Genomic DNA, 12,482 nt, shown 5'->3' on the forward strand with positions numbered 1-12,482 from the left:
GAAAACCATCAGCCATTGGTGGTCTCCACGAGGAAACGCTGTGTCGATGGATCGATTTTCGATTCAAAGCTGATTGGAGGCATCCCCTCATGCAGCCGAAACGTTGCCTGGATCCTCATGCGCAAGGCGCGCTCGCCCTCCATACGGTTCTTTAGGATCGTAACCCGTACATCGGAGAGGCGGGTCTCGAACATGGAAATGCGACGCTCGATGCTTTGCGCAAGCTTATCCTTGGACGCATCCGTCACAAGATTCGCCGACAAGACGCCGTCCATGCCATAGGAAACCAGCGCATCATTAAGTTCTTTAAGCGCGCCCGGTGGGCCCGAGGGACTTCGGCGGGTGTTGAGAAGTGCCTCAAGGTCGCGGCGTATCACTTCACGCATCTCCCTGACTTGATCCGAGAGGCTGACAAGCGGATCGGCCTCCATGTCGGGCGCATCGTCCAGCAGCCTGTCCAGCAAGGAGCGGGATAGGGTTCTCTGCTTCGGCCGATATTGCTCCAGCGGATCAACCACGCGCGGATTTCCTTTCACTTGCCTGGGGTGCCGCGGAAATTCTTGTGATCTCGTGGAATGGCACGAGGTCGTCGCCGATCAACAGGCATCTCTGACCCTCACCCGTGACAAGTGGGCTGCTTTCCTCGTCCCAGCATGTCTCTCGGCCAAGCAGCAGAACAGCCGCCTTGTCCGTCCCGTGATAGATCGCGGGCAAAAGCACCGATGCCACGGCGCCATCCTTGAGCGTCAGCTCGCCATCGCGATAAGCGAGGTCGCGCGGACGCGTCATCGGCCCGATCGTGAGAGTTTCAATGCGGTCAAACCCGATCCACAGATACCTGCCACCATTGGTCAGAACTTCAAGTGCATGCGGAACACGATCGTCAAGGTCACGGATATCACTGGCCTTTTTGCCATTGACGACGATCGATACGTCGCCTCGTTTCTCATCCAGCTCGCTCAAGGCGTCAGCGGCTTCGATAATGTTGCTCTCACGTGCGGCGATATTCGCCTTGATCGCCAGTTGATCGAGTTCACTTGGTCCGCCAGGGAATTCCGGTACGGCGGCGTTTTCGAACCACCCGTCCCGCGCCGCCATGGCGCGCAACTGCTGGCGCAACAGCGAAAATCCGACACTATCCTGCGGCGAGAAGGTCGCAGCCAGGTTACACTGCGCGTCCGCCTTTTCGTAATCGCGGACCAGAATTAAAAGATCGATGTAGAGGTGTCTGACCTCCTTGTCGGACGGTGACGATTTGACCTTATCCCTCGCGAGTTCAAGGGCGGTCGCGACCTGGTTCTCGTCAAGAAGATCGGAAATGTCGGCGCGCAATGTCATGCGGAGATCCTCTTAGGCTCGGCCGGTGCCCACGACGGGGACGCTGACGGTACCGCCGTCTCGGCGATCAGGTGGAAGCTGGTGGAAACATCATCCAGCTGGAAGTGCGGCTGGATACGCACGGTACAGGAGAAACTACCGGGTTTGCCGGGGATCTCGAAGACGCTGATGCCAGCCGAGCGTAGTGGGTAGCGTGTTCTCAGCCCCACCTCAGCATCATCGTTCCCGAGTGTGTAGGATGACAGCCAGGTTTCGAGTTTGCGTTCGATCGCGGTTGCGTCGCTAAGTTGACCGATATCGTCACGCATAATGACTTTGAGATAATGCGAGAAGCGGGAGGCACAGAGCACATATTGCAGCATGGCGGCAATACGGGCGTTCTGTCGTGCGCTTTCGCTTGAGTAATGCCCTGGCGCATGCAGCGATTGGTTGGCATTGAAAATTGCCACGCTGGACAAATACGTGGTGGAGATCGGGACGAGTCCGAGATCGGAAAATTGCTGCTCCTGGCCCGTCGACAGTTGCACCTCGACCGGTGGCTGCGCGGAGAGCCCATTGCTTTCCAGCCCGAAGTCCAGTGGTGGCAGTTGATAGGGGGAGAGCATTCCTCCATCAACCGTGTCCTGCGTGACACCACGGATGTCGGCAAACCAGCCGCTATCGATGAAGTTTCGCACGACGACCGTGCCGAAGGCGAAGGCTGGATTGCCCCACAGAAGTGTCGTGCCGTCCTCGGCGATATGTTCCTGGAACGGGAAGGGATCGCTGCGGCGTCGCGAAAAAGGCCGATAGGGCGATCGCAACAGAATGCGCGGGGCGACGAGGCCGATGAAGCGGGAGTCGTCACGGGCACGCAGCGCGTTCCATCTCAGCCGGGATTTTTCCTGTCGAAGCCAGGAAAAATCATGGACCCTGCTCATCTCTGAGAAATCCTGCAATCCGACGGCTTCGGGAGAACCGGCGGCGATGAAGGGGCAGAAGGCAGCGGCTGCGACCATGCCGATCTGCGAAAGTGCCGTCACGCAGTCGACACCGTCCCTGGTATCCGGCGAGAAGGCGTAATCTCCGATCAACAGGCCGATCGGTTCGCCACCCGGCATGCCGAATTCCCGGTTGTAGACGATCTCGAACAATTGGCTCTGGTCGAAGTCGGTTGCTTTTTCGAGGTTGCGGGCAAGCTCCCTCCAGCTGGCATTCAGCAGCTTGACCTTTACCTCATCGCTGCGCGATGCCTCACGCACGATCATGGCAAGCCCGCGCCATCTCGCTTCCATCGCTTGGAACTCGCGATGGTGCAAAATCGCATTGACCTGCTCGTTCAGCGCCTCGTCAATAAAGGCGATGAGCTGATCGACCAGACTGCGGGTGTCCGTGAAGGACCTTGGCGCCATGAGCAACGCTCCGAGGAATGCTGTGGACATATGGCAGGCATATGTCCAGCATGGTTCAGTTCTTGGACGGAATGCGAGCGACCATGCGAAGCGAGGTCGTGAGTTCTTCCATCTGCAACCATGGGCGCATCCACGCCACCGCGTTATAGGCACCCGGTTTGCCTGGAACTTCCTGAACGGTCACCTTTGCCTCACGCAGCGGATATTTGGCACGGCTCTCCTCGCCCGCCTGCTCGTTGGCATTGACGTAATTGGAAATCCAGCGATTGAGCCAGACTTCACAATCGGAAGCTTCCATGAAGGAGCCGATCTTGTCGCGACCCATGACCTTGAGATAATGGGCGAAACGAGAGGTCGCCATGATATAGGGCAGGCGAGCCGACACGGCGGCATTGGCAGTTGCCTCCGGCCGGTCGTAAAGCTTCGGCTTATGGGCCGTCTGGGCGCCAAAGAACACGGCATAATCAGTGTTCTTGTAGTGGCAGAGCGGCAGGAAGCCGAGCTTGCCCAGTTCGGCATCGCGACGGTCGGTAATGCCGACTTCGGTCGGGCATTTGAGGTCCAGATCGCCGTCATCACTGGAGAACACATGCATGGGCAGATTTTCAACCTTGCCGCCATTTTCCGCACCGCGGATCGCCGTGCACCAGCCATGCTTGGCAAAGGCATCGGTCAGCTTGGTCCCCATGACGTAAGCGGCATTCATCCAGCAATATTCGTCGTGTTTCAGGTCGCCATTCGGCGCTCCTCTTGTTTCGTCGTAGTTGAACTCGTCAACCGGGTTGGTCTTTGGGCCATAGGGCATGCGCGCCAGCACACGGGGCAGGGCGAGCGTCACGAAGCGGGAATCGTCGCTTTCACGGAAGCTGCGCCATTTTGCATATTCCACAGTGTCGAAAATCTTTTCGAGATCACGTGGACGCGCGAGATCGCGATAATCCTCGAAGCCGAACATTCGCGGGCTTGCTGCCGAGATGAAGGGTGCGAACGCCGCAGCCGCAATGGCAGATACCCCTTGAAGCGTTTGGACATCATCAAAGGAGTTGTCAAACTCGTAATCGCCGATGATGGCGCCGATTGGCTCGCCCCCCGGCGTACCGAACTCGTCTTCATAGATCGATTTGAAGAGGCGCGACTGATCGAACTCCACTGCCTTTTCCAGGTCCCGGGAGATTTCCCGTTTACCGGCATTCATCACGCGGATCTTGAGATTTACGCTCGTCTCGGAATTCTTGACGAGGTAGTTCAGCCCGCGCCAAGTGCCTTCCAGTTTGGCGAATTCCGGTGCCTGCATGATTGCCGCTAATTGCTCCGAAATTGTTTTGTCGAGTTCTGCAATCGCGTGATTTAGCGTGACCGTCAGATTGCGGTCGTATTTGACCGTTCCCTTCAAGGCTTGGTCGGTCAGTGTGCGCAGCAGATTTTGCGCGCGGTCCGGTTCGGTTTGCCTGGTGGCGGCAACGACTTTGGACAGCAGTCCGTGGTCTTCGGCGGTTGTGGCCTGTGTTTCGTTTTTCAGCAGGCTTTCGGCGCTCATATCTCAATCCTTCCACTTGCGGCCGGTGCCGCCGCTTGAACCGTTCAAATCCCCGGTCGTGGGGCTGTTCGAAAATTCTGATGGCGCGCGATTACTCAGCAGCACCGTTCTTTTCCTTCAGTTCCGAAACCAGCTTTGCCAGGTCTGTCTTGTTCTGCAGGATGTCTTCCAGCATGCGCTCAAGATCTTCTGAGCGATCCGCCTTTGACAGGAGATCGCGAAGTTCGTTTCTGGCATCCAGAAGCGCCTTTAGTGCCGGCACCTGTTGAACAATGGAGCCGGGTTCGAAGTCTTCCATGCTTTCGAACTTCAGATTGACCTGAATGTCGCTACCATCCTTCTCCAATGTGTTGGGGACCGAGATATTCAGGCCGGGCGTCATGCGACGCATCACCTCGTCAAAATTATCCCGATCGACCTGGACAAACTTGCGCTCGCCAAAAGGTTTGAGTGGCTGAGTGGGATTGCCCGAAAAGTCGCCAAGGACACCCACGACGAAGGGCAACTCCTTGACTACCATGGCGCCTTCCGTTTCCACCTCATATTTGATGTGGACGCGCGGCTTACGAACTCGCTCCAGCTTTTCATGAACACTTGCCATCTAGACCTCCTTCATGCGTATCCGCATGGTTGATTGAGAAGAGCACAGCATCTGTACCCGGTTCATTGGTTCCCATTGCTCTCACCGCCAGGCTTGATGCCTGCTGCGGTGAGAACAGCATTGCGGGCCTGAGCTTCGGGAAGAAGTTCGGCGAGCAGTTCTGAAAAATCCATGCGCCCCCTGCGAACCAATGTCTCGATTGCCAACGAAATTGGTGAATGCGGTTCAGTTCGACGAAAATAACGCGCAACCAGAAGAAGAGTTTCAAACGCCTCATCGCGAGACCCAATGCCCTCTGGGTTGAGAGAAGGCGAGGGGCGTGTTGCGATGGGGGTGGATGCATCATCGTTGATTGCCGCGGGCTCCGTCCCGTCGATCTGGGTTTGATCTGCATCGCGGCCACCAAGAGCACGGATAGCGGCTGCCGCTTCGATCAGCACATTGCGGATATTAGAGCTTGGCGGCGCGTACTGACCGCAACGCTCCGTCAAAAGCCGCATCAACCGGTCGAAGACCGAAAGGCAGCCATTCACCTCCGCGAGATGGGCCGTCATCGCGGCGCTCCCTGCCTCCGTGGCGGCCCGATAAAGCTCTTCTTTAAGCGTCGTTTCATTTGGTCGCTGAGCAAGCTGAAAGTCCCACAGGCTGTTTTCGCCAAACTTTTTTCCCGGAACGAGGGACGTGAGCCGCAACGGTTGAACGAGTGAGCCCTCGCTCCCGATACCGTTTAATCCGGCAAAGGGAGCGAACTTGTCTTCCTCGCTATCGTCGTCGATCGAATAAATATTTTCCCAATGGTTGTGAAAAATATGCTCGCATATCTCGTAAACCTGACGCAAACCAGCGAAGCCCTCGAGCCTCAGCTTTGCTTCCATCAGCCAGGCCAAGATCTCAACATCGAGGCTTTCCGAATATATAATCTGCAATCCAAGATTGTTTACGTTCTCCCAGTTACTGGAGACTTTCAAAACCTCTTGAGGCGATACAGTACGTTCTTCTGCGCGCGCTTGGTTTCTTTCGTCTTTTATCTTGTAATATAGTTCACGAGTTCTCGTATTGACGCGAATATTTTCTTCGCAATCTCCCGAAAGCTCTAGAGTGCCTATGTCCGATGTCGCGTCCAAATGCAGTTTTTCCTCTAGTAAATGTAATAGTTTTATGACGCCATCTTCCGTAACGTAAGGATATTCATCAATCAGACTTTAGTCAGACTTCTTCAAAATGTGTCTAAATTGCGGCATCTACGTTTTAAGCTGCGAAATAAAAAAATCAACTTCTGGCTAGACAAGCCGGTTTCATCATCTTAATTGTACTACGCAACGTTGTGGATTGACCAAGGGCAGGAGGCACTTGCATGTCGCATATCGATCTCAATCGCCTCATCGGAGCGCTTGAGCCTGAGCTGCGCGTAGCCTTGGAAGCTGCTGCTTCGGTTGCAGTGAGGATGGGTCACCGTTACGTCGACGTTCCTCATTGGCTGAAATCGGTTGTAGAATCTGAGAATTTTGTTGGTGTCCTCGACGAGTTGAGCATTCCGCGTCAGCATTTTCTGGCGGAGATCGATCGTAGCCTTGAGGACGCCGTTGTCGGCAATGGAGAGGATCTCTCGCTGTCGCAGAACGTGCTCGCAGCGGGTCGAGAAGCTTGGCTGCTAGCGTCGCTTGAGGTTGGCCGTAAGCACGTCGTGCTGGCCGATCTTCTTTTGGCACTCGACGAGGAGGAATCGCTTAGAACCCTCGTTCGGTCCACTTTGCCATCTTTAAAAAGCATGGATCGCAACGCTCTTCAGAGACTGCGGAGCGTTGAGGATGACGCTCACACAGGCAAGGCAGAGCTGCTTGAGGACGGTAAGGCGCGCTCTGCCGAGCAGAACGAGTTCTTGCGGCTTTATACCCAAGACATGACCGCTGACGCACGAGGTGGCCGGATTGATCCGGTCATCGGGCGAGATGACGAGCTGCGCCAGATTGTGGATATCCTTACGCGGCGCAGGCAGAACAATCCCATCCTTGTTGGAGAGGCGGGCGTTGGAAAGACGGCTGTGGCGGAAGCCCTCGCACTTGAGATCGTTTCCGGCAATGTCCCCGAAAAGCTGAAGAACGTCAGGCTGCTGACGCTTGATCTTTCGCTCCTTCAGGCAGGGGCGGGCGTCAAAGGCGAATTTGAGCGTCGGCTCCACGGCGTGATCGACGCGGTCAAGAAATCGGTTGAGCCCATCATCCTATTCATCGACGAAGCGCATGGGCTCATTGGCGCCGGCGGTGCTGCAGGACAAGGCGATGCAGCCAATATTCTCAAGCCCGCGCTTGCGCGTGGAGAGGTGAGAACGATTGCCGCTACTACGTGGAGCGAATTCAAGAAGTATTTCGAGAAAGACGCCGCCTTGACCCGGCGTTTCCAACCCGTGCATGTTCGCGAGCCGGATGAAGCGACAGCAATCCGCATGTTGAGAGGTGTGGCGGACACTTTCGTCAAACATCATGACGTTATTGTTCGAGACGATGCGATCGTTGCGGCGGTGCAGCTCTCAGCGCGTTATCTGCCTGCGCGTCAGCTCCCCGACAAGGCGGTCAGCCTGCTGGATACGGCCGCAGCGGCGATTTCTCTCGCCCGGCAAACCTTGCCGGAGAAGCTGCGCGCCCTGACAAGCGAGCAAAGCCTTCTCATGATTGAGCTGGATTGGCTGAAGCGTGAACCAGCCAGTCATGAATTGGCTGCGCGTATGGTAGCCATAGAGGAGACGATCGCTTTTGTCGGGCAGCAAATCGACGAATTGCAGGCGCGCTATGATCTTGAGATGCGGGAACTCCTCGCATCGGAAGAAACAGATGAGAAGCTGACCCAGTCGAACGTGGCGCCTCTAAGGCTTGCCTCTTCGAAGTCAGAGGCCGATAAACTTGTCCCCACCGTGGTCGATCGTGAGGTCATAGCATCGGTGGTATCGCGTTGGACCGGCATTCCGCTTGGCAAGCTGCTTGCAGACCAGATCGAAAGTGCGCGAACACTCGATGATCGGATGAAGCAGCGGGTCATTGGACAAGACGCGGCAATCAATAGAATTGCCGACGCCATGCGTGCTGCACGCGCAGGATTATCCGATCCACGACGTCCCCCCGCGGTTTTCTTCCTGGTCGGCATGTCGGGTACCGGCAAGACGGAGACAGCTTTGTCACTGGCCGATCTCCTCTACGGCGGCAGCAACCACCTCACGACCATCAACATGTCTGAGTTCAAAGAGGAGCACAAAGTTTCGCTGCTCCTCGGCTCACCTCCCGGCTATGTGGGATATGGTGAAGGAGGTGTGCTGACAGAGGCCGTGAGACGTCGTCCTTTTGGTGTTCTTCTGCTCGACGAAATCGACAAGGCGCATGCGGGTGTTCAGGATATCTTCTACCAGGTCTTCGACAAAGGTGTTCTTCGAGACGGCGAAGGCCGCGATGTGGATTTCAAGAACACGACAATCGTTTTGACCGCCAACACCGGATCGGAATTGTTGTCGGCGCTCGCTGCGGATCCTGAGACGATGCCCGAAGGCGAGGCCCTGGAAGCGCTGCTGATGCCGGAACTGACGAAGCAGTTCAAGCCAGCCTTCCTTGGTCGCACGATCGTTCTGCCATTCATGCCCTTAGGAGCCGAACAGCTCTCAAGGATTGTCGACATTCAGATCGAAAAAATCCGCGATCGGGTCAGGGCGACCTACGGCGCGGAGTTGTCGCTCTCCGAAACGGCGCGGGCGGCATTGGTCAATAAGGCGGGCTCCAGCGACATCGGAGCACGCGCAATCGAAATCATGATGGGCAAGGATCTCCTGCCACCCCTTTCCAGCTTCTTCCTTGAGACGGTTGTTGCCGGTGAAAAGGTAGGCATGGTCACTGTCGATTTTGACGGTACACGGTTCGGCGTTCATGCCGAAGCGGCTGGGGAAACAGGCGATTTCGCTTCGGCAGATGCTGCCGGGGTGGATGAAGTTGTCGCATCCAAAGGGGCAACCCGGCGTGTGCGGCGTCAGGTTGAAAGGTAACAGGGCCTCGGAGCAAGAGGTCGTTTCAAACAGGAGCTTACAGCATGCCAATTTATCTGCAGTTGGACGGTATTCAGGGTGATGCGACTCATCAGGAACATCGCAAGTGGATGGACATCGAAGCCATCCACTGGAATGTGACGCGAAACATGAACACCGCTGCGGGCTCTGCAGCAAACCGTGAAGCATCCGAGCCGACCATTTCGGAAGTCATTCTCACAAAGGTCAGCGACTCCTCCTCCACCAAGCTGTTTCAAGAAGCATGCGCTGGTCGCCAGGGTAAGACTGCTACCATTCACTTGGTAACAACTGGGGATCCCGGCAATACCTATATTCAGTATCTCCTTACCAATACGCTGATCGCCAGCTATTCGGTCGATTCCAGCGGTGACCGTCCCGTCGAGACGATCAAGCTGAATTTCACGAAGATCGAAGTGAAGTATACGCCTGCAGACGAAAACAATTCGCCGCAGTCTCCAATGATCGCATCTTACGATCTGGCGACGACCAAAGCCGCCTGAGGAAGTTGATCCGGTGCCCGTTCACAGGGCACCGGATCACCCCATCCGGGCTCTGCGGGCCAATAGCGCTGAAGCGCTGATGGAGCCGCGTGAATCGGTTGTACCGTCCACAAGGGAGGCGTCTTGAATGCCCAATTTTTCCGTTTCTACAGATAATTTTATCGTCCGGCCGGTTCGGCAAGATGAGGTCGTAGCCCCTCAAAAAATGGGTAGGGGACCAGATCTCTCCTATATGAGCCTCCCAGACGGCCCTAGACAATTCAATCAGCGAGCCGCAGTTGGCGGGGCCGCTGCTGCCGTCTTCAGCCAGGCTGCAGCTGCTCTGAACGAAGGTGCGATTTCCGTGTGGTTGCGGAAGTGGATACGGGCCAATGAAGCAAAGATTAGCCAGGCTCTCCTTCAGCATAGGCACAGCGCATTCGTCCTTCAAGTAAACTATGCTGTTGCAAACTCTTTCGGCAATCAGATGTTCTTGTCGAGGGATATATATCTTCTTGGCACTGCGCCCACGACAAAGGAGATTGGGACCGTTCTCACCTCGGACGTGATGTTTGGGCCCAAAGCGGATGCAATTCCAAACAACGCGACGAAATTCAAATACGCATATCTCGTAGGGGAACGTCGTTGACGGACGCTACCGCAGTGTTTGAGCAGATTGTGTGAGCTCGTTCGATGGCGAACAGGCAGTTCCAGGTATTGGAAGCAGGGTTGAGCCGCTTTGCTTCACAACAGGTCATAGTGAAAGCCACAGTCCATGCGTGTCGCTTCTCATTTGATTGATCGCGGAGAGAGACCATGACCGACCAGCCCTCATCGTCTGACTTTATCCAGGCGAGCCGCGTTCTGAAGGTCAAGTCCCCGCTGGGTGAAGACCAGCTTCTCCCCGAGCGCATGGTGATCCAGGAAGGCGTATCGCAACTCTTCGAGATCAACCTCAGCGTCCGCGCCAAGAAGGAAGCAGTCAAGCCCGAGGAACTGATCGGCCGTCTGGTCGATGTCTCTGTGGAGGTGCAACAGGGCGATGGCGAAGAAGGAAGCGGAGTGCGTCGCCCATTCAACGGTTTGGTGACGGAACTGCATGAAGGCCCGCCCATCACTCGCGGCCTTCGCTCCTACAGCATGACCATCCGTCCACAGATGTGGCTGCTCTCGCGCCGCTCCGACTGCCGTATCTGGATGGACAAGACGGTGGTTGAAATTGCCGAGACGCTGTTTTCCGAACACGGCATTCCGGCACCCGACACGTCCGGCATCATCACACCGCCGCCACCGCAGCACTACAGCGTTCAATGGAACGAAACGGACCTCGATTATCTCCTGCGACGCTTCGAGGAGGACGGACTGTTCTACTGGTTCAGCCATGAGGATAGCTCCCACAAGCTGCATGTGGCCGATAGCGCCAATGGTTGGCTTGGACCATCTCCTTCCGCTCACGGTGAAGGCAAGGTGAGGCTGGCGCAGGGCTCGTCGGATCGCAACCACATCAATGACTGGGCGCGCCGCTTCTCCTACGTGCCGGGCCAGCGGGCAGGGGCGGACTGGAACTTCGAGACACCCTCCATGGTGCCGGGCACCATGACGCCATCCTTGGTGCAGATGCCGGATGCGGTGAAGCGCGAGCTTTACGAGTATCCCTCCCGCATCAAGACGGTGGCAGAAGCCGAACGCGCTCAGAAGCTTCGAACCCAGGCCATCGAAGCCGACCACGACCGCGTCTTCGGCGCATCCACCTCCCGCATCCTCGAAGCCGGACGGCGCTTTACGCCTTATGAAGTAGCCCATCCCGAGCATGATTATGAAGAGCATGTGATCATCAAGGCGACCCACACCATCGTGGATCGCTCCTATGAGACAAACGGCAACGAACCGGAATACCGCAACAGCTTTGAGGCCATCCCGTCGCGCGTGCCGCTGACCCCGCATCGACAGACCAAGCGCCCACGGATCGAGGGGACACAGGTTGCTATCGTTGCAGGCCCGGCGGGAGAGGAAATCCACCCGGATCAATATGGCCGCATCAAGCTGTGGTTCCCATGGGACCGCAAGGCGAAGAAGGATGGTACAGATACGTGCTGGGTGCGTGTTAGCCAGGCCTGGGGCGGCGGAACCTGGGGTGCACAGGTCATCCCGCGCATCGGCATGGAGGTGATGGTTGCCTTCGTCGATGGCGACCCTGATCGACCGCTGGTGACAGGCGTGGTCAACAACCCTGCCAACTCAGTGCCCTACGACCTGCCCGCCAACAAAACCCGCATGGTGCTGCGCTCGAACACGCACAAGGGCCAGGGCTTCAACGAAATCACCTTCGAAGATGAGGCAGGCAAGGAGAACCAGTTCTTTCACGCCCAGAAGGATCAGACGACCCGTGTCCTGAACGACCGCACCAAGCGCATCGACCGGCATGAGGTCGCCTCCATTGGCGGCAACCGGACGGTGGAGGTTTCGGGCAACCAGAAACACGAGATTGGCGGATCGATAAACACCGTCGTTGGTGGCACAGGTCCGATGGCGATGATGGCTATGGCGGGTGTGCAGGCGCTGTCTGGGCATACGGCGGGGTTACTCAGTCAGGCGGCGCAGATAGCGGGTGGAGGTGGGCCAGGTGTAGCCGCCTTTGCCACCACACTTGCTTCATCGGCACTTGGCTTTCTTGGCGCTGGTGGCCTGTCTTCGCGAGAAGGAGTCGTATCGGGTCCTAGCCCCCGTGCAGATGCAGGGACGGCACTAGCGGGATCAGGCACAGGCGTCGGCAGCGATGCGTCCAGCCTCTTTCCACTCCCCGGCATTATGAACACGATCGTCAGCACTTTCAAATCGGACAGCGTCGGCGTCGCCCGTGCGGAACAGATCGGCGTCAGCAAGGTGACCAATGTCGGACAGACGTCTCTGGAAAGCGTCGGAAAGTTCAAGAAGATCGCCGTCGGAGAAGAATTCGTCATCGAGTGCGGCGACTCCAAGTTCATCATGAAGTCGAACGGCGAGGTGATCATTCTCGGCAAGACGTTCAACTTCGTCGCCACGGACCACTTCCAGCTTCGCGGCAAGCCGATTGATCTGAACTAGGGGAGCGATT

At 56.8% G+C, this 12,482-nt stretch carries 10 protein-coding genes; 4 read left to right on the forward strand and 6 right to left on the reverse strand.

The genetic code is table 11. The annotated features are described in order from the left end of the window. Positions 1-8 precede the first annotated feature (8 nt). From tssE to tssA, 6 genes are all read right to left on the reverse strand, one after another. Positions 9-518 (reverse strand): type VI secretion system baseplate subunit TssE, encoded by a 510-nt coding sequence (gene tssE, locus EYC79_RS11430; protein ID WP_112956344.1) that lies wholly within the window; start codon positions 516-518, stop codon positions 9-11. Next, positions 511-1,338, reverse strand: a complete 828-nt coding sequence (locus EYC79_RS11435) for a type VI secretion system accessory protein TagJ (protein WP_130978055.1) — start codon at positions 1,336-1,338, stop codon at positions 511-513. Before EYC79_RS11435 ends, tssE begins: the two co-directional genes overlap by 8 nt. Further along, positions 1,335-2,729, reverse strand: a complete 1,395-nt coding sequence (gene tssC / locus EYC79_RS11440) for a type VI secretion system contractile sheath large subunit (RefSeq protein WP_130978056.1) — start codon at positions 2,727-2,729, stop codon at positions 1,335-1,337. The genes EYC79_RS11435 and tssC (EYC79_RS11440) overlap by 4 nt, the downstream gene beginning before the upstream one ends. 55 nt (positions 2,730-2,784) lie before the next feature. Next, on the reverse strand, positions 2,785-4,266 hold the full coding sequence (tssC, locus tag EYC79_RS11445) for a type VI secretion system contractile sheath large subunit (protein WP_062442626.1): 1,482 nt from the start codon (positions 4,264-4,266) through the stop codon (positions 2,785-2,787). A 91-nt stretch (positions 4,267-4,357) separates the two neighbouring features. Then, the gene (gene tssB / locus EYC79_RS11450; RefSeq protein WP_062426856.1) at positions 4,358-4,867 is read right to left on the reverse strand and encodes a type VI secretion system contractile sheath small subunit; all 510 of its coding nucleotides are present in this window, start codon (positions 4,865-4,867) and stop codon (positions 4,358-4,360) included. Between the two features lie 62 nt (positions 4,868-4,929). Then, positions 4,930-5,991 (reverse strand): type VI secretion system protein TssA, encoded by a 1,062-nt coding sequence (gene tssA / locus EYC79_RS11455; RefSeq protein WP_245495260.1) that lies wholly within the window; start codon positions 5,989-5,991, stop codon positions 4,930-4,932. A 230-nt stretch (positions 5,992-6,221) separates the two neighbouring features. Between tssA and tssH the strand changes: the two genes are divergently transcribed. The 4 genes from tssH (at position 6,222) to tssI (ending at position 12,472) form a co-directional block, all read left to right on the forward strand. Further along, positions 6,222-8,888: a type VI secretion system ATPase TssH gene (gene tssH, locus EYC79_RS11460; protein ID WP_130978057.1), complete on the forward strand. Its 2,667-nt coding sequence runs from the start codon at positions 6,222-6,224 to the stop codon at positions 8,886-8,888. Positions 8,889-8,932: 44 nt separating this feature from the next. Next, positions 8,933-9,409: an Hcp family type VI secretion system effector gene (locus tag EYC79_RS11465; protein ID WP_062426859.1), complete on the forward strand. Its 477-nt coding sequence runs from the start codon at positions 8,933-8,935 to the stop codon at positions 9,407-9,409. Positions 9,410-9,536: 127 nt separating this feature from the next. Continuing rightward, positions 9,537-10,037, forward strand: a complete 501-nt coding sequence (locus tag EYC79_RS11470; protein WP_130978058.1) for a hypothetical protein — start codon at positions 9,537-9,539, stop codon at positions 10,035-10,037. A 167-nt stretch (positions 10,038-10,204) separates the two neighbouring features. Continuing rightward, the gene (gene tssI, locus EYC79_RS11475) at positions 10,205-12,472 is read left to right on the forward strand and encodes a type VI secretion system tip protein TssI/VgrG (RefSeq protein ID WP_130978059.1); all 2,268 of its coding nucleotides are present in this window, start codon (positions 10,205-10,207) and stop codon (positions 12,470-12,472) included. The last annotated feature ends 10 nt before the right edge of the window (positions 12,473-12,482 follow it).

It is taken from the genome of Agrobacterium cavarae (assembly GCF_004310285.1).
GTDB classification, from domain to species: Bacteria; Pseudomonadota; Alphaproteobacteria; order Rhizobiales; family Rhizobiaceae; genus Agrobacterium; species Agrobacterium cavarae.